This is a genomic window from Archaeoglobus sp. UBA230, from assembly GCA_002507545.1.
Taxonomy (GTDB): domain Archaea; phylum Halobacteriota; class Archaeoglobi; order Archaeoglobales; family Archaeoglobaceae; genus Archaeoglobus.
Window position 1 is genome coordinate 1 of record DAVR01000019.1, and the last position, 17,954, is coordinate 17,954.

The window sequence follows — 17,954 nt, forward strand, 5'->3', positions numbered from 1 at the left end:
GAGTGCCGATGGACATCATTCCCGGCGTTAACACGAAAGCTCCGCCCGTGCCAATAAAACCGCTCAACATTCCACCGAAGAAACCGAGAGCTAACAGAAACAACACCTCAAAGGGACCAATATGGATAAACATATCGGGCGTCATCGCTGATCCGCCCTGAGCGAAAGCACCACCCATATTAAAGCGTATGAACACGTAATGATAAATCTTTCCATTTATTAAAGATTAATAAGTCGAGAAAAAATCAGGAATAATAAAAATTAGGGAAAGACTTTGCCCTCCAAGCTGGGGTCGTGTCCGGGTATTATATTCTGTTTCCTTGCAATACTCAGAGCCTTGAAGCAACTGTCATACCACTCAGATAGATCAACATGCAAGCCGGGTGGTACGAAGGGGAGTGGAGAAGCTGGGATTTCTACCGTATTTCCTGCAGAATCTGTCATGGGAATAGGTTGCTTCGGCGGGAAGAAGTTGAAGTATGTGTAGAAGTGGTCTCCGGCAAGCAGATATGTGCCTCTTTCGGTCTCCACCGCCACCCCCTGCAATCCCTTTGTGTGACCTGGTAGCAGAACGACTTTAACACCTTCAGCAATCTCAACATCTCCGTCAACCAAGCAGAGGTCCATCTCCTCAAGTGGTAGAACCATATTGAGATCGTAGGTCTGTCGGTAATGCAGTGGAGGACTAAGGGCAGACTTCCACTCTCTCTTTTGAACGTAAATTCTCGCGTTGGTGAAAAGCCTTGCATTGGCAGCGTGATCAAAGTGCAGATGGGTGATGACAAGTTTGTCCACGTCTTCAGGTTTTAAGTTAGCCCTTTCCAGAGCTTCTCTCAGGCCCTTCTCTCCGCCACCCTTTCCTGGAAATCCATGAACCAATCCATTCTGTGGTTCTTCAACCCCAGAATCAACAACTATCTTTTCATCTCCCCCATCTATAACCCACACGTAAACCGGGCCAGTGGCTAAAAACCTCATGTCCCCCATCATCTGGACAACTCCAAGAGGGACACTGATCTCAGCCTGTTTTAAGGGCATTATCTTATACATCTTCCTCACCTCCTACAAGTTCACCCTTTTCTCTTCTCCTTTTCCTTCTCCTGCAGCAACCTCCACAAAATCTTGCCTGCTCCACTCTTCGGCAGCTCCTTGACGAACTCTACCACTCTCGGATATTTGTAAGCAGCCATCTGTTGTTTTGCCCACTCGATAATCTCCTTTTCAGTAATCTTGCCCTCGTATTCAGGGTTCAGGACGATAAATGCCTTGACCTCTTCAACAACCCTCTCATCTGGAATACCTATAACGCAAACCTCCTTCACTGCCGGATGCCTGTAGAGCACAGATTCAACCTCAGCTGGCCAGACCTTGAAGCCAGAACGGTTTATCATCCTCTTTATTCTATCAACAATGAAGAAGTAGCCATCCTCATCCATGTATCCCAAATCTCCGGTTCTAAAGTATTTTCCGCCATTAATTTCGACAAAAGCCTCCTCTGTTTCCTTGGGCTTATTCCAGTATCCCTTGAAAACTTCTGGTCCCGAAACAACTATTTCACCCTCTTCATTTGGCGGTAGAGGTTTGCCAGTCTCGATGTCAACTACAAGGGCATCCACACCAAAGTCAGGGATTCCAAGGCACTGCAGCTTTGGATTCTGCGGAGGGTTCATGTGCGTCTGCGAGATTGTCTCTGTCAGCCCATAACCCTCCATATACCTAATACCTGTAAGCTGGAAGAGTTTTTCTGCCACTGCCTTGGGCATTGGCGCTCCACCACCGCCAACAACGAGCAGTGAGCTGAGGTCCCTTTCCGTAATCTTTGGGTCACTGAGCAAGTCAACAACCATTGTGGTTATGTTTACCCAGTGCGTGCAGCGATACTTCTCAATCGCTTGTAGTGCTGTCTCCCTATCCCATCTTGTTATCAGCACGATCGTTGCTCCAGTGTAAATTGGAGCGAGCATGGAATGAATCATTCCAGTTACATGAAAGAAGGGTAGAGTGGCTAATCCAATCGCAGCGGGGGTTAGATTGAACCAGTGGACGGAACTTAGGGTGTTAGCACTTGCGGTAAAATGGGTGTGCATGCATCCCTTTGGCATCCCTGTAGTCCCTGCTGTGTATGGAATCAGGGCGAGGTCGTCGCTTCCCACCTCAACGTCCGGTGGACCTCTCTCTCCCATAACCTCGTTCCAGCTAACTGTCCCCTCAACATCCAGTCTGAGCTTTGCAAAGTCCGGGATAGGTAGCGTTGGCTGCTCCGGAATGTAATCCGAAAGGTTACCACAGATAACGGAAATTCCAAGCTTTTTAGCTACAGGCAGAATTCTGCTTGCGAGTTCTGATGTTGTAACCACCATCCTACTCCCAGAATCGCTGAGAACATATTCAAGCTCCCTTTCAACGAGCATCGGGTTTAGTGGAACTGCCACCGCGTTGGCCCTCATTGTGCCGAAAAAGGCTATAACGAATTGCGGGGAATTCTGGGCGTAAATCGCTACTCTATCTCCCTTTTCTATACCCGATTTGCTCAAATAGGTGGCAAATCTCTCAACTGCATCGAGCAGTTCAGAATATGTAATCTCCCTACCATAGTAAATTATCGCTGCTTTTTCTCCAAATCTTCTTGCAGAGGTCTCAACAAACTCAAAAAGTGGAACTCTCGGATACTCAAGGGTTTTTGTCAGCAGTGGAGGCCAGTGTTTGAACCAAGGTCTATTCATATTTTATGTAACATTTAACCCATATTTAATCATTTCTTATGAAGCTTCTTATAATTTTCAACATTAATAATCCAAGCTCATACATGACTACAAATAAGGCAAGACTTGCAAACTGGGTTAATCCGGTGAAATCCATGGTCAGGTTTGTAACCAGCAGAAGAATGACGATGTAAACGGGAATCCTGAAGCTTCTGAAGGTATCGTAGTCAACGATTTTGAAGCGATCTGCAAGAACCATTGCAAGAGGAATCTGGAAGAAAATTCCAAAGGTGAGGAGGAGTTTAAAGGCATTGGTTATCGTTCTTTCCGCCGACAGATAGGGCTCGATCGAACTGCTTAGGGCAATCTTATACAGAAACGGAACGGCAAACTCGTAGGCGAATAAGAGGCCGAGAATGAAAATCAGGTAACTCGGTATCAGAATAGACCTCAGGAATTTTCTTTCATGTTCGTAAAGTCCGGGTTTGGCGAAAAGGTAAAACTCGTAGATTATGTAAGGATAGAGGATGATGAGGGAGAGCAGGGCTGAGAAAGTTAGCCTTATCACAACCCACTCGATGGGGGTGAAGATGTAAAGGTGTTTGTCTCCAACGAGATTATACCAGAAATTCAAAAGGAAACTGTAAGAAACGTAAAACATTACAGAAATTAAAGAGACAAATACGATGCTGATCCTGAGAACCCTTTTTCTCAACTCAGCTATATGCTCTGTTATCTCAAGTTCTCTATCTTCAGGTGGGTTAGTCACGGTAACATGTGGATGCCTTATCAAATAAGCTTAATTGGTGTGTGGGGTATATGGGTTTGTTAACCCCCAAATAGCTGGTCACTCCAGATTGTAGCGATCAAACAGCAACTAACTACAGTTCTTCACAAAGTGATGATGGATAATAACATTTACAACTAATAATATTAACAAATAAAATACAAAAGGCATAGTTAACTTTCGTTTGTATACCAAATCCCTCAGATTTTAGTTAAATTGCGTTTGGTGAGTGAAACAAAACTTAGAGAACCAAATACAATTTAACGTCAGACACAAAATACAATACCGGTACAGTTGCAAGACAATCAAAGCTTGTTAGCCAGCACAAAAACAAGGAAAGTTTGAACTTCAATGAACGGACTAACAAAAACATCAAAGAAATTAATAAATCTGTATAACAAGTTCAGAAGAACCCAAGCGTTGTAAAGCAATACAGAAAAACAGAACATGAAAAACCTGACCACATACTTTCTCGAACAAGTTTTCAATCTTAATTCACTCTTTACTCTATAAGATGTCTCAATTCCCCACCTCTTTCTGTATTTTTCCGCTATAATGGATTCGTAGTAGTAAGGATGGTTGGAGGCGAAGACAATCTTTTGTCCGTCCTCCGCCTCTACAATGAATAAGTTGAAGTGAGCAACTCTGCCATCCTTGGTACTTCCCATTCTATATCTGACAATAGTGGGAGCATCGTACTCCTTCATCAACTTCTTAACCCTTGGATTCTTTATCGCTGGCATTACGAATTTCATTCCGAGCTCTTTTGCTCGCAAGACTCTTCCAGAAATTTGGAGGAAAAATAAATGTTTACTATATTTCAGATGTTATAATGGCATCAGATATCCCAAGGAAGTACTACCACTTCGTAGAAAGAGCATTCAACAAAGGAGATTTCAGGCATTCAAGGTGGCTTTCTTTCAATGCAACAGATTACTCGGATGTATGGGAAATACTGGGCTATTCCTACATTGACTTGGAAGGAAAAACCAATGGGGAGCTTTGGAATGAGGTGCGGAAAGCTGAAAAGAAGGTTAAATTTGGTTTTGGAGGTGTTTAGATGTATATAAAAATGGAAAATATTGGAGGGTTGGAAAGTTTTGAAGCAAAGATAGAACCAAACAAAGTGACATACATCATAGCACCGAATACGGCTGGTAAAACAAGCTTTGTCAGGGGTTTACAGGCTGTTTTTGCAGAAGTGAATCCAAGAGAAGTAATCAACATCTCGAAAACAAAGGCGAGGATAGTCGTAAGTGATAACGGGAAAGTATCTGACCTCACTTTCCAGAAAACACCAACAGGGGTAGAAGTGGAAGGAATGTATCCAGACATCAGAGACCCCAGAGCTTCTTTAATCTCGTTCATCCTTCCAGATTCTAAGGTGGTTCAAGACATAATCCTGAAAGACGGGGATTTGAGAGATTTTCTCAGCAGAATAAGCAAGGCTGACGAATACAAAAAGCTCAGGGATGAAGTGAAGAAGAAGCTCACAGAGAGAAAAGAGATGCTTGAAGTCTTGAGGAAGAGTGCAAAAGAAGTCCCAAAACTAAGAGAGATAAAATCTAAGCTTGAAGGAGAGATTAGCGAACTCAGAAAGAGGCTTGAAGAGGCAACTGTTTCAGATGAGGCAAAGGAGTTACAGGCACAGTTAAATAAGCTAATTGCTGAGAGGGATGCAATCGAGAGCGACATAATTGAGAAACAGAGGGAGAAAGAATTCCAGCTTGGCAAAATTGACACTCTGCAAGCAGAGATAGAGGAGCTCCAGAACAAGATAAAACAGCTTGAAAAGGAAATTCCTGAGCTCAAATTTGAACCTATTATTGAGAGGCTGCAAAAGAGGGCAGATGAAGTCAGAGAAAAAATAGCCCACGAAGTCAGACCTGAATTGAACAAAACCCAGGCTGACGTCTCAAAACTTACTAAAGAGCTCGAAAAGATAACTAAAGGAGAGGAAAGAGCCGGTTATTGTCCCTTCGATAAGCAAGCTTGTAGTAGGTTTACTAAGGAAGTTCTGGAGACTATTCTGGAGGGAGACAAAAAGAGGCTTGAAAACCTCAAAGCATGGTATGAGGAGCTAAACAAGGAGTATAAGAAATATACAGACGAGATAAGAAAGCTCAAAGCGAAGCAGAACGAGATTGTCGAAATTAACAGACAGATTTCTCAGAAAATCAAAAACATCCGTGAGATAGAAGACAAAATAGACAGAATTGACAATGAAATCAGAAACCTGGAAAATGAGAAGGAATTAAAGAATGAAGACATTAAAGCATTGGAGGACAAGATAAAAGAACTTGTAACGGACAAAGACCAGAAGAGAGCTAAAATAGAGGCTGAAATTGCGGAGAAGACCAGACAAGTGAAAGAGATTGAGAGAAGGATTGCAGAGATAAGTAAGCAGTTCGACCCAGAAAAATCCGTTACCGAACTTGAAGAAGAATGGATGAGAGAAATTGAGGAGCTTGAGAAAAAGTACAAGGAATATAGTGAGATTTATGAAAGACAGCTATATGGTGAGGCTAAGGAGTTCAATAAAAGAGTAAATGAATTTCTGAAAATCCTTGGATTCGATAAGAACTTCCACAGGGTTTTAATAGACCCAAACACTCAGAAACTGGTTGTTTATAAAACCCCCACTGAAAGCCAGCCATTGAACACTTTATCTACAAGCGAGAGATATGCTCTTGCAATTTTGATAATGCTGATTGCCAGAGAGATATATATTCCAGAGTTCCCTTTGATTGTCTTAGACGAGGTCTTAATCTCCTTTGATGAGGAAAGAGGAAGAAAAGTCCTTGAATACATTAGAAAAGAGGTTCCATACGTAATCACAACAGCACTGAAAGATAGCGGAGGTATAGAAGTAAAATCAATATAAAAATATTAATATTTAGTTTTTTAAATTTTTAATTTATCCAATAGACTCCCAATCTCGCCTACAAGTTCCAGAATTTGCCCAATAGGTTATTGTTCCTTTGGCTGGGTAGAAGTACCTTTTAAATTTGGATTTATCACTAATGGTTTGCATTGCTGCAAATGCTTTTATCTCAACATCTGGATATACCTCTTTAAGTCGCCAAGCTGCACCCATAAACGTGTGACCTCTAGTCACGATATCATCGACAAATACTACATACCCTATTTCTAAATCTACCATTTTGTTAATTCCCATGCTATTGTAGTGGTCTACAGGTTTTGGTCTCTGGCTTGGTGGAGCATATGATGACTTTTGAATGGCCACCATTCGTTGGATTAATGGCACAACAACTCCAAGTTTTTTGTTTTCCATCGCTTTTGCTATCTGATATGGTGGCCAAAGCTGTCCTTTTTTAATTGGTGTTGATCTAGGCATGGGAACTAAAATCGTATCTTCTTGGAAAAAATCTGCGAAATATCCTTCATCGACTAAACTTTTCAATCGTTCTGCAACATAATATGCCATAGACATTTCTTTTTCAACCGTTATCACTTTTCCCTCTCTAAGTACTGGTTTTTTTACTTTTATAATAGTATCATATTTTATCCAATCCCTTACTTTCTTCGCAAACACACCTTCTTTAGAATTATCTCTAGGACAGTAGGAGAATATTGAGCAGAATGCGAGTTTATCTAACATTTTTTGCATCCATAAATCCCCTACTGAAAACTACTAATGTCTACTACTTTTAACTCAGATATTGGGAATTCTGTTGGTGGCGGCATCATCTCTCTGATGGCACGTTTCAAATCATTGACATTTTTTAAAACACAAGCACCATACTTCATCATTTCCTTGACCCATTCAAAATCCTTCTCTACAAGCGATTTCCAGAAAAAGAGGGGTCTACCAAGTCTTAAGGTTTCCCAACCCTGAGAAATTACCCCGCTACTTTCTCCTGCCTCAACAATAATACTTGCATTGGAGATTAACGCCATCGTTCGATTTCTAAGAACAAAGTGTTTTGGTTTAGTAATATGTCCTATAGGATACTGACTAATTGCTAAATGCTCTTTCATAATTAGCTCTTGTAAAGGTCTATTTTCGGCAGGATAAAATTTGTTTAGAGGGGTTCCTAACACCGCAATAGTCTTTCCTCCATGTTCTATTGCCGTTTTGTGTGCAATCGTGTCAATTCCCTTTGCAAGACCGCTTAACACTATAACTTTGTTATCGATAAGTACTTTCGTTATTTTTAATGCAGCTTTGATCCCCTCAGATGATGGTTTTCTTGTTCCAATTACAGCCACCCGTGGCTCTGGTAGCGGTGTTCTCATTGAACCAGCAATGTAAAGTATTTTTGGAGCATATTTCTTCTCGAACTCATTTAACTTTCGACCCAAAAGCTCCTCAGGAGTGATTTTTCTTATGTTTGCCCCCCATACTTTGTGTAAATTCATATTAATCCCTCACAATATTCTTTCTCATATCTTCCCTATAAATTTCTTTTCAATTTACACACTTTCCAACGGTTCACATACCTCAGCTTTTACTCCTTTAAAAGTTCTTTTTTCAATTTCAATTTCTCTATAAGGTGCGACATCTTTTCCGCTCTTTATTTCAGCATACACAGGACAATCTTTCTTGAATGGACAAACTTGCTCGCAGAACTCTCTTCGCATCCTAATCTTCAACTTGACCTTGATGACTAAATTGTCTTCATCAACACTTTCAACCTCCGGGATTATTGTCATCAACCACTTCTCCGAAATTGCCCCACCTACTTTCTTGGTTCCAACTACTGCAACAAGACCCTTTTCTGCTCCCCATCGAATATACTTTCTAACAGTAACGTATGGCATCCCCGTAGCATTAGCAATCTCTCGTATGGTTTTAGGTTCATCCACGATCTCCCTAAAGACGTAAATCTTGTCCGTAAACATCATTTCGCCAATTGCCTCGTAAACTTCATCCCAGAACTCTTCCAATTCAATCACCTCATCGTAAGTTATATATGTATAGACGTTTTAAGTTAGTGTATAGATGAGACACTCGGATAGAATTCAAGAAACACTTGTTCATGAATTGTGTGGGGTGTTTGATTTAGATATCGCCAGCGAAGATGATGATATTTTGATTGAGGCTCTTAAGCGCACTCTTGGAGACGAAGTTGAGCGATTAAAGCTTGATCTGAACGAACTTGTTAGGAAACTCAAGAAAGAGTACTACAACTCATTAAAGAAGAGATTCAGAGAGAGTTTAGCTGAAGTCAGAGCAGAGTTAAGAGGATCAATCACTAAGAAACAGTTTATGTATCTTGCAGCTACAGTTTTCGCAGAATCTATACTAAATAAGCCCGTTCCAGCATCTCTTGTTTTTGAAATTTTGAGGTGTATAGGTATGGAAGATAGAAAAAATTATCCTAACAGATATTATTTTCTGAGACAACTTGAGGAAAAAGGGCTCGTGAAGAGTATAACGGTCGTAAATTCGAGAGCTGATAGATTGTATTGTTCAGAAGACGAAGGCAAAAAAATAGTAGATGGTTCCAAAGAGTTTGAGAAGTTAATTGAGTTAAAAGAGAGAATATTAAATGATGCAAAAATCAAACACCTTATTAGAACTTACTCTTCAGAAGAACCAAAAATGGACGTTGGTTTACCGAAACTACTTGAAACTAGTCAAGTAATAAGTGAAAAAGAAGACAATGTTAAAGTTTTGTTGTACGGTAGAGAAATAGTAAACATAAGCCAAGATGAAATTAACGAGATTGGCAGGATTGTTAGAGAATGCGGAAGATTTACACAATCAGATTTAAGAAAAGCATATAGGTTCGAGAAAAAAGCTATGGCTTATGTAGTATACGCATATGCGAAAGGATGGATTAGAATGGCTGAGAAAGGTAGAAGGAACTCACTGATTTTTGAAGTGGCACCTCACGAACTGAAGATAAACAATTCGAAAAGTCTTGAAACTGAAACCACATGAAGATATTAATAGAAATAGAAAAAGATACTTTTACCACATCCAAAGGTAGCTAGATTTAGAGAAACTTGTGTAGAACCGCAAGGTTTGGTTTTTAGCTGCTATATTCAGATTGGAGTTGCTTTGGGTATACAATGAAGAAGATTTTGAAGAGTTCTTGAACTGGTTTAACTTTTGGAGTGAACAAAAAGAGAAGTTGTGAAATAAACAAACAAAAATTAACAAAACATTTAAAATCAAGCGATATTTAACAGTTCACCCATCAAAAGTTAACAAAATTCAAGACAAGACAACACTAAATATCGATTAAATCAAGTAATACTCAATCTCCGAACTTATTTACTTTGTGAACTACTGAATTAACCGCTAACTTTATAAATGAGTTCAGCGAAAAATATATATACTCTTGCGAAAACCTTATATACTGCATGAAAAAGCTCAGGGCACTTGGGAAAGTAAAGCACATGTCGAAATCTGGGATGCTTGTAGTTGCTTTAAATCCTGCACATCTCCCCAAAATCGGGAATAAGATTGTTACAAGAAAAATGGAATATGTTGGCACTATCAATGATATAATAGGCCCGGTTTCATCGCCCTATGCACTCGTCAGACCAAAAAACCCTGAGAAAATAGTATTTGAAGATTTATTTGTGGTGAAAGAGTATGGCGGAGGTAGAAAAGGTAAGGGAGAAGGAAGTAGAAAAGGAAGTAGAAAGAAAGGAGATAGAAAGAGAAGAGGATATTGAAGTTTGTCCGGAGTGTGGTAGTCCTCGCCTTATTCGTGATTACCGCAGGGGCGAGTTCATCTGTCAGGATTGTGGGCTTGTGATCGAGGATAGATACATAGACGCGGGGCCAGAATGGAGGGCATTTGACAGTGAACAGAGGGACAAGAGGAGCAGAGTTGGTGCTCCCGTAACCTACACCATCCACGACAAGGGCTTATCAACCATCATTGACTGGAGTAACAAGGACTACTACGGCAAGGCAATTTCCGTCAGAAACAGAGCGCAGCTTTTCAGACTGAGGAAGTGGCAGAGGAGAATTAGGATAAGCAATGCTACTGAGAGAAACCTCGCCTTTGCCCTCAGCGAGCTTGACAGAATGGCATCCGCTCTCGGATTGCCAAAGAGTGTGAGAGAAACTGCAGCTGTCATCTACAGGAAAGCCGTAGAGAAGAATCTGATCAGAGGAAGAAGCATTGAGGGCGTTGTAGCTGCAGCTCTCTATGCAGCATGCAGACAGGCAGGTGTGCCCAGAACCCTCGATGAGATTGCGACATACTCAAGAGTTGATAGAAAGGAGATCGGCAGAACCTACAGGTTCATCACGAGGGAGCTTGGTCTTAAGCTGATGCCGACAAGCCCTGCTGACTACGTGCCAAGATTCTGTGCTGCTCTCGGATTGAGCGGTGAGGTGCAGAAGAAGGCAATCGAGATAATAAAGAAGGCTGAGGAAAGAGAGCTTACGAGTGGGAGAGGACCAACTGGAGTTGCTGCAGCAGCAATCTATGTTGCCTCTATCCTCTTGGGCGAGAGAAGGACTCAGAGAGAGGTTGCAGAGGTTGCCGGAGTTACTGAAGTCACAATAAGGAATCGCTACAAGGAACTGGCAGAGAAGCTCGGTATTGAGATTATACTCTAATTTTTCTGTTTTAATTTTATTTTAAAATAAAATATTCTAACGAAAAGATTATATGTCGTTGTAAGAGCAATGTTAACAAATTGCTAAAGGTGTGTGTATGAAAACCGCTGGATATGATTTTGTTGGTGAAATAGGCGAGGAATTTTTGAACCGAGCAATGGCGGCAGCGTTTTACACAACGACAATCCCCCATACTTTAGAGGCTGAGTATGAACCCGAAAACGTTCCTTCAGAACTCGAAGAGTACGCAAAAGTGAGCTGTAAACTCCACTTAAAGTATCCTCCAACTGTTGACTTCATGAAGGAAGATGTCGTTAGGGTTCTTTTCAACATAGAGGCATCTCTAAAAGTGTTGGGAAGTTTGAGGCTCGAATTCGACGTCACAGCATCAGCACAATGTTCACTAACTTATAACCAGGAAACAAGAATTCTGTCAGTTGACTTCGAAGCAGCCCAGGTTGATGAACTGACGATAAACGACAAGTACGACCTTCCCGAAAACGTCCTCAAAATAATCAACAAAGCCATTAAAGTAACCCTCGATTCTGAATTGCTTGGAAATGTTGGAAGAATAGAGATTGCCCCTATACTACACTCTGCTAAACTCCCAGACATGCCACCTGGAGAAGAACTTACGATCGGTCTTGGTAATGTGAAGATACTCAACGACCGGGTTGGAGCAATTTGCTTAAACTTCCTTGGTTACAGCGGTGGTAATATCGCCGAGATTATGGATTTTACAAATGGCCTTGACTTTTGTTGCGGTATTTCTGAGAACGCCATGCACAGAATATTCGACTTTTGGTGGAGTAGGACTACCAATCCCAAAAGTGGGAGCACATCTGGCAGATGTGATTTGCCCGAAATAATAGACAGTATCTTGGAGGCTATTGGAGGTATCCCGGGAATTGCAGTAAAGGTTGCGACACTCGGATTTGGTGAAGTGGAGTTTGACGTGCTTGAATCGTGGATGGATTATAGCGTAGCGTTTAGGATTACAAGCAAGCCAGATTTTGATTTAAAACCTGGAAACGTAATCGAGATTAGCAACCTCGGTCTTTCACTGGATGCAGAGGCTGTTGCAAAGGTAAGAATTAAAATCACAGAGGAAATTGACACGAGCGGGTTTATTCCAGACTCATGGACTCCGTGGGAAGACGATATAACTATTGACGAGCAGGAAGTCACTCTTCCACTTGCAGATGTCTCAGTCAATGATCTCGATGTTGTAGTTAACAGGGCGATTGCCGAAGTTTACCTTGACGACGAGAACAGGATTATGGCAAAATTAAAAGAAGTGCATTTAACAATAGGTCTGGGCGACTCTTGGATAGAAAATTTAGGTGAGGTTGCAGTAAACTGGTTGATAGAAAGAATTGAAGAGCTGATTAAAGATAGAATACCTCCTTTCCCCCTCTCACCATCTATCATATCTACCAAAATACCGGACACATCTCTGACGCTCAAAGTTGATATAGAGGAGTTCACAACCGACGATTTTGAGGCAGTTATCGGGGCTAACATTGAATTTGAGGGGATTCCCAGATTCATCGTACCTGTTCCGAGGTTCGTTGCGAATCGCGACCCACTTTCACTTGAAGTCCACAGAGCGGACTGCATTTATGTCAAGAAAGTATACGAGAAGAACAAGGTAGGTTACTATTCATTAATGGATGCTATCAAAGATGGTTACGACGGGTGCAAGTACTGTCTTCCCGAGTACCACACACGATAGTCAACCTGTCTTCTCAAATTTTTTCATTGGGAAGTATTCAGTAATGTTAATCATAACCTCTCTGTTCCTTATTACGTCGTAGTTCCTGACTATGAGTTTCTCTCCCTCCGAAATACCAAGTTCTTCAGCTATTGTAGGGTCGGCATCAACAACTTTGCTCCACCTTATCTCCCTTCTTGCCTCGATCCCATGCTTCTTCATTATCCTGCCAATTGGGATGTCGGCCCTCATCAAATCTTCTTTAAAACTGTTGTTGAGCCTCCTCAGCGGTGTATACGAAATAGCTTTCGCGTAAATCTCTCCGTCAGCCTTCAGATACACCACCCTATAATTAACCTCGTCCCCCTCATCAATTTTCAGAAGCTCTGCAAGATTTCTGTCTGCCTTGACTATTCTCTGTTCCAAGGTCTCAATCTGAACCCTTTTCTGTGTTATAGCTTCGATTATTGCTGTCACAGACCCATCTGTTGTCATCAAAATACGATGTATGGCATTCATAACCTTTCAAGTTCCTTTACAGGCCTGCCATCCTTTGTCTCAGGAGCCACATAGTCGAGGAAGCGCTGAAACGAGATGTTGTTCAGTCTGAATGTAACTCTCAACGGTGAGAGGACTGCATCGGCATCACAGAAATTAATCCTCGACACAGTAGCTGTCTGCTTGTTGAGGTAAACAGTCACCTCATTTCCACTCCTGCTCTTCAGTATCTCACTCCTTGCTGTGTCGAGAATCCTTTGCCTTCGGAGCAACTCTCTAAATCTTTCAAGATTTTTAGCCTTGCCCACCAACTTACCGTCTTCAATTTTGATTTCAGCATCCGGGAATAGATTTTTAATCGCGTTAACAACTTTTTCCTCACTCTCTGTCGGATGAATGTCGGTCTCGATTTTAATCTCAACATTTCTGGCGATGCTGAGCAAAATTTGCCTTACAGTCTCAATAAAATCTTCATAATTTCCCTTATTCTCTATAGTAAAATCTGCAATTTCCATTGCCTCTTTTAACCCCCATGATTCTTCCCTTTTATCCCTTTTCATCAAATCTTCGAGGTTCTCAACGTCATCGCTCCTCTTCCTCGTCTTTGCTCTCTCAAATCTCACCTCAAGTGGACTTTCAATGGATATAAGAACGAAATCATCTCCAAATGCTTTTTTAAACCTCTCAACTTCAGCTATACCCCTAATTCCGTCAACAACCACAACTCCACTTTTCCTTGCCTCATCCCTTATTTTCGGAATGCATCTCTTTGCAATAGCGTCCATTCCCTCTTTTTGTCTAAGTTCCGATGCCACTCTTCCCAGATTCTCGTCTGTTAGTTCCAACCCCCTCCTTATTGCCTCCTCTCTCACAGCATCCCCCATAACCACGACTGGAATTCCGAGTTCCCTTGCAATCTGCGCAGCTGTGCTCTTACCGCTCAAAGGATAACCTACAAACGCTATTACCTTCATTGTCAACACCACACTGACAGTGTATTAAATTGTAGTAAGCTACCGCGACTCTAAAATCCTTGCTGTCGGGTTCAACTTTTCTCTCAGAACGTTCTTCCAACTCAACATCCTTAGACCTCTCTTTTCTCTGCACATCGTAAATCCATACTTCTTCCCCAGTCTCAACGACTGCGTATCTCGCTCTCCTTATTCTTGCATAGCTCTCCATAAACCTCTTCACGGGTTCAGAAGCTGTTGGAGAAGCAAAGTCAACACACAAAAGGAGTTTACTTCCAAAAAATCCAAGATAAGCGCATTTTACCAAAAATTTTTTACCATCAAGCTCTAATTCAACCCCTTCATCCTTCTCCAATCTTACTCCTTTCTCTTCAAGCCATTTCATGCTCTGATTTTTGCTACGACTTTCTTGATGGGCGCTGTGAAAATTGGTCTCTCCTTAATTAACCCCTCTGGGCGATATAGCAGCACGAAGTACATCAGCAATCCGAATAGAATATACTCAAGCCAGACTGCTTCAAATGGAAGGTGGAGAAAAGTTCTTATTTCGTGCTTATAGATCGTGAGCAGTATTTTGACTATCACGAAGGTGAAGGTGCCGACAACGACGCCTCTGTTATTCCCAGCCCCTCCAAGCAAGAGCATCAGGAAGGGGTAAAACGTCCATTCAACTCTCGAAAAACTTGTAGCTATGACGTTAACTGAATATAAAGAATACAGCGCTCCAGCCAAAGATGCAAGTGCGGAGCCGATAGCAGCGGTTTTAATCCTTAGAACCATAACACTTTTACCCGTTGCCTCAACCACACTCTCGTTCTCCCTCATTGCCCTCAGCAACCTTCCAAAGGGCGAGTTTGTGAGCCTCCTGACAATAACATATACCAAAAATGCAATAAGAAGGGTTACGACAGTAAAAGCAACCATCCTTTCCTCTCCCGGCACGAAGGCAAGCACATCTGGAGTTGATACACCATAGTATCCTCCAATGATCGCTGTGTTGTAATTGCAGACCATGAACGCAACCTCACTTATTGCCAGCAATGTGATGGCAAGGTAATCTTCAGAAAGCTTTGCGCTCGGTAGAATGAATAGTGCCCCGGTTACAGCGCCGAGAATTGCTGCCAGAGCCAAGCAGAGAAGGAGTAACCCCACGCCATAGACAGGATTAGAGGCTATCAAATCGTTTGTCATTGATCTGATCTGAGCACTCGCCGTTATTATGTCTCCACTCACCCCAAAGGCGTAGATGAGAATTCTGTTGAATATCCCGCCTACAGCAACACCACCCATAAGGACTGCCAGAGCCCTGCCAAAGTTCGGTATACCTGCAAATCCGTATTCCAAATTCAGGCTCAGCGATACTATCGTGTAAAAACCGAACCACAGGGCTATTGTGACGATGACTTCTTCCATAATACTCTCCTCCAGTTAACCCCCGTTATACCTCTTGGAGCTAATATCAGCACAATTACAAGAACAACTAAGGAAATCACCTTGCTGTAGAGAAGTATTCCCGTCCCCAATATGGCTGAGAGGTTGTAGGTTAAAAAGGACTCTGAAAATCCGATGATGTATCCTCCAAGCAACGCTCCATTTATGTTAGCCAAACCTCCGACTATGCTGGCTGCAAATATTGAAACGATGATGATTGCTCCTGTTGAGGGGACAATTTCCTGTCTGAAGGGCAAAAGTGTGCCTGCCATTGCCGCCAAGGCACCTGAAAGAAACCACGAGAACAATCTCGTGTACTCTACATTTACACCCATAACTTCAGCCAAATCAGGATTCTCCATGGATGCTCTCAGCGCAACACCAAATCTGGTTTTGTATAGGAGGAGAAAAAGACCAAACAGAGATAAAAAGATCACAAGACTGGAGACAAGAAGAATTGCTGACAAGCCTGCCAAGTTAAAATCATAAGGTGTAAATATAAATCTAGAAGCAGATTTGTGTGTAAACTGGGCAAGTGAATCGGAGTAGGAGCCAATAATCCCGAGAAGTATTAGATCAAGAGCTAAGGTCGAGATCATGAGAATGACAACAGAGGCTTCTCTCTTTATCAAGGGTCTTAACATTAGAAGATAGACTGTGAGACCGAGAAGGCCGCCAAGAACGAATGTAAAGGGGAGAGAATAGTAGGGGTGAAGATTGTATAACCTCAAAAGAGTGAGAGAAATGTAAGAGCCGAAAACTGCAAAAGATCCCTGTGCAAAGTTCGGTACGGCTGTAGTAATGTAAGTCAGTGTCAAACCAACACTTAGAAGGACAAGAAGATTTGAGTAAACAATTGCTCCCTCTATGACGCTCATGTGCGTTGCAATGGGTAAAGTTTTAAAATATTAACGATTCCTTTATATCATGATTCGCGGGAAACTGTGCGTATTGGTAGCTGTGCTGACACTGCTGTCGGCCACGGCTGTAGTCTCTGCAGAAGAGATAAAGATAGGAGTGCTGGTAGATCTGTCCGGACCGCTAACAACATACGGAACAGACATAAAGAACACACTTGAAATAGCAAAAGAGGACATAAACTCGTATTTCAAGGCAAACGATCTGCCCTATACTGTGGAGTTTTACGTTGAAGACACAAAGGTAGACCCGAACATTGCCCTTCAGAAGGTACAAGACCTGTATGCAAAGGGCATAACACTTGTTATAGGTCCCATGGGCAGTGGTGAAGTGTCCAACATTAAGAGCTTTGTGACATCAAACAAGATAATCATAATCTCACCATCCTCAACTGCTCTGCCAAGCCTTATCGGCGTGACGAAGCCGGAGGAGAAGAAATACATCTTCAGGTTTGTTGGCACAGATGATCTGCAAACAGATGCAATAACAGCTGAACTCAAAGATGCTGGAATTAAAGCAGTTGTTATTGCTTACATTGGAAATGCGTGGGGCAAGGGTCTCTATGAGACGATCAAGCCCAAACTTGATGCAGCAGGGATTGAGGTCAAGAGTTATGTGGAGTACCCAGACCCACCACCCGCGGACTTCTCACCATACATAGCGGAAATGGAGAAATCCGTGTCTGAACTTCTGAAGACTTACAAGCCTTCTGAGGTTGCCGTCGTAGCCTTCAGCTATGAGGAGGCTGCAACGATCCTCGCTCAGACGAAGAGTGACAGTCCACTTCTCAATGTCGTATGGTTTGGGTGTGATGGAACGGCTTTGAGCGGCAAAGCACTTGATGTATGCAACAGCGCATCCAAAGTAGGTTTATATTCGACACTATTCGAGTCCAAAGGCAAGAGCTTTGACGAGTTGAAGGCAAAGTACAAGGAGAAGGGCTTTGGTGAAGAGCCCTACCAGTATGCAATGAATGCCTATGATGCAGCATGGGTTCTGGCGTTGAGTTACGTCAAGGTCATTGAAGAAAAGGGAAGTTACGATGCAGATACCATGGCTGAAACGATTCCACAGGTTACAGTTGATTACAGTGAGGGTAAATACGGAGTTTATCCTGTCACAGGAACGATAAAGCTAAACGAGTGGAATGATAGAGCAAGTGGTGACTACGCGATTTACTACGTCACCGAAGAGTGCAAGTGGGATAAAGCGGGAACTTGGATATTCGACGATAACAAGATTGAGTGGGCGCACAAGCCTGAGGCTCCAGCACCACCAGCCACAACACCTGCAGAACAGAAAAGGACTCCCGGTTTCGAGTTTGCACTTGCAGTTGTGGGTGTGCTGGCAGGAGCTTACTTGATAAGGAGAAGGCAGTGAA

At 42.2% G+C, this 17,954-nt stretch carries 19 protein-coding genes and 1 pseudogene; 7 read left to right on the plus strand and 13 right to left on the minus strand.

The window, feature by feature from the left end; genetic code table 11:
* The 5 genes and pseudogenes from BP688_RS13515 to BP688_RS04885 all read right to left on the minus strand — a co-directional run.
* A pseudogene (locus BP688_RS13515) lies at window positions 1-178 on the minus strand (sulfite exporter TauE/SafE family protein); the annotation flags it as partial.
* Between the two features lie 83 nt (window positions 179-261).
* Window positions 262-1,050 carry an N-acyl homoserine lactonase family protein gene (locus tag BP688_RS04870; RefSeq protein WP_290596969.1) on the minus strand — a complete coding sequence of 263 codons (789 nt, stop codon included), beginning with the start codon at window positions 1,048-1,050 and terminating at the stop codon, window positions 262-264.
* Window positions 1,051-1,070: 20 nt separating this feature from the next.
* Window positions 1,071-2,723: a long-chain fatty acid--CoA ligase gene (locus BP688_RS04875; protein WP_290596968.1), complete on the minus strand. Its 1,653-nt coding sequence runs from the start codon at window positions 2,721-2,723 to the stop codon at window positions 1,071-1,073.
* A gap of 25 nt (window positions 2,724-2,748) precedes the next feature.
* The gene (gene tatC, locus BP688_RS04880) at window positions 2,749-3,471 is read right to left on the minus strand and encodes a twin-arginine translocase subunit TatC (protein ID WP_290596967.1); all 723 of its coding nucleotides are present in this window, start codon (window positions 3,469-3,471) and stop codon (window positions 2,749-2,751) included.
* Window positions 3,472-3,794: 323 nt separating this feature from the next.
* Window positions 3,795-4,265, minus strand: coding sequence for a transposase (locus tag BP688_RS04885; protein ID WP_290596966.1), 471 nt, complete (start codon window positions 4,263-4,265; stop codon window positions 3,795-3,797).
* Window positions 4,266-4,321: 56 nt separating this feature from the next.
* On the opposite strand from BP688_RS04885, the gene BP688_RS04890 reads away from it, so the two are divergent.
* Together BP688_RS04890 and BP688_RS04895 are read left to right on the plus strand one after the other, a co-directional pair.
* Window positions 4,322-4,549: a hypothetical protein gene (locus BP688_RS04890; RefSeq protein ID WP_290596965.1), complete on the plus strand. Its 228-nt coding sequence runs from the start codon at window positions 4,322-4,324 to the stop codon at window positions 4,547-4,549.
* Complete coding sequence (locus tag BP688_RS04895) at window positions 4,550-6,373, plus strand: coiled-coil domain-containing protein (RefSeq protein ID WP_290596964.1); 1,824 nt, start codon at window positions 4,550-4,552, stop codon at window positions 6,371-6,373.
* A 33-nt stretch (window positions 6,374-6,406) separates the two neighbouring features.
* Here the strand turns inward: BP688_RS04895 and BP688_RS04900 are convergent, their stop codons facing one another.
* The 3 genes from BP688_RS04900 to BP688_RS04910 are packed head-to-tail and all read right to left on the minus strand — an operon-like array spanning window position 6,407 to window position 8,400.
* Window positions 6,407-7,120 (minus strand): hypothetical protein, encoded by a 714-nt coding sequence (locus BP688_RS04900; RefSeq protein WP_290596963.1) that lies wholly within the window; start codon window positions 7,118-7,120, stop codon window positions 6,407-6,409.
* 11 nt (window positions 7,121-7,131) lie between these two features.
* A complete protein-coding gene (locus BP688_RS04905; RefSeq protein ID WP_290596962.1) occupies window positions 7,132-7,872 on the minus strand; it encodes a DNA-processing protein DprA in 741 nt (246 codons plus the stop codon).
* 54 nt (window positions 7,873-7,926) lie between these two features.
* Window positions 7,927-8,400, minus strand: coding sequence for a helix-turn-helix domain-containing protein (locus BP688_RS04910; protein ID WP_290596961.1), 474 nt, complete (start codon window positions 8,398-8,400; stop codon window positions 7,927-7,929).
* A gap of 55 nt (window positions 8,401-8,455) precedes the next feature.
* On the opposite strand from BP688_RS04910, the gene BP688_RS04915 reads away from it, so the two are divergent.
* The 4 genes from BP688_RS04915 (at window position 8,456) to BP688_RS04930 (ending at window position 12,776) form a co-directional block, all read left to right on the plus strand.
* Entirely contained in the window at window positions 8,456-9,400 is a 945-nt protein-coding gene (locus BP688_RS04915; protein WP_290596960.1) for a hypothetical protein, read from the plus strand.
* Between the two features lie 425 nt (window positions 9,401-9,825).
* Window positions 9,826-10,143, plus strand: a complete 318-nt coding sequence (locus tag BP688_RS04920; RefSeq protein ID WP_290596959.1) for an H/ACA ribonucleoprotein complex subunit GAR1 — start codon at window positions 9,826-9,828, stop codon at window positions 10,141-10,143.
* Window positions 10,061-11,041, plus strand: coding sequence for a transcription initiation factor IIB (locus BP688_RS04925; protein ID WP_290596958.1), 981 nt, complete (start codon window positions 10,061-10,063; stop codon window positions 11,039-11,041). The genes BP688_RS04920 and BP688_RS04925 overlap by 83 nt, the downstream gene beginning before the upstream one ends.
* Window positions 11,042-11,138: 97 nt before the next feature.
* Window positions 11,139-12,776 (plus strand): hypothetical protein, encoded by a 1,638-nt coding sequence (locus BP688_RS04930; protein WP_290596957.1) that lies wholly within the window; start codon window positions 11,139-11,141, stop codon window positions 12,774-12,776.
* Here the strand turns inward: BP688_RS04930 and BP688_RS04935 are convergent, their stop codons facing one another.
* The 5 genes from BP688_RS04935 to BP688_RS04955 are packed head-to-tail and all read right to left on the minus strand — an operon-like array spanning window position 12,777 to window position 16,533.
* Entirely contained in the window at window positions 12,777-13,274 is a 498-nt protein-coding gene (locus tag BP688_RS04935; protein WP_290624549.1) for a chorismate--pyruvate lyase family protein, read from the minus strand. It lies immediately after the preceding gene.
* Entirely contained in the window at window positions 13,271-14,227 is a 957-nt protein-coding gene (locus BP688_RS04940) for an AAA family ATPase (protein ID WP_290596955.1), read from the minus strand. Before BP688_RS04940 ends, BP688_RS04935 begins: the two co-directional genes overlap by 4 nt.
* Window positions 14,187-14,609 (minus strand): hypothetical protein, encoded by a 423-nt coding sequence (locus BP688_RS04945; protein ID WP_290596954.1) that lies wholly within the window; start codon window positions 14,607-14,609, stop codon window positions 14,187-14,189. The genes BP688_RS04940 and BP688_RS04945 overlap by 41 nt, the downstream gene beginning before the upstream one ends.
* Window positions 14,606-15,637, minus strand: coding sequence for a branched-chain amino acid ABC transporter permease (locus tag BP688_RS04950; protein WP_290596953.1), 1,032 nt, complete (start codon window positions 15,635-15,637; stop codon window positions 14,606-14,608). Before BP688_RS04950 ends, BP688_RS04945 begins: the two co-directional genes overlap by 4 nt.
* Window positions 15,613-16,533 carry a branched-chain amino acid ABC transporter permease gene (locus BP688_RS04955; RefSeq protein WP_290596952.1) on the minus strand — a complete coding sequence of 307 codons (921 nt, stop codon included), beginning with the start codon at window positions 16,531-16,533 and terminating at the stop codon, window positions 15,613-15,615. The genes BP688_RS04950 and BP688_RS04955 overlap by 25 nt, the downstream gene beginning before the upstream one ends.
* Window positions 16,534-16,582: 49 nt before the next feature.
* Here BP688_RS04955 and BP688_RS04960 point away from each other — a divergent pair, with 49 nt between their 5' ends.
* Entirely contained in the window at window positions 16,583-17,953 is a 1,371-nt protein-coding gene (locus BP688_RS04960; RefSeq protein WP_290596951.1) for an ABC transporter substrate-binding protein, read from the plus strand.
* Window position 17,954 lies beyond the last annotated feature (1 nt).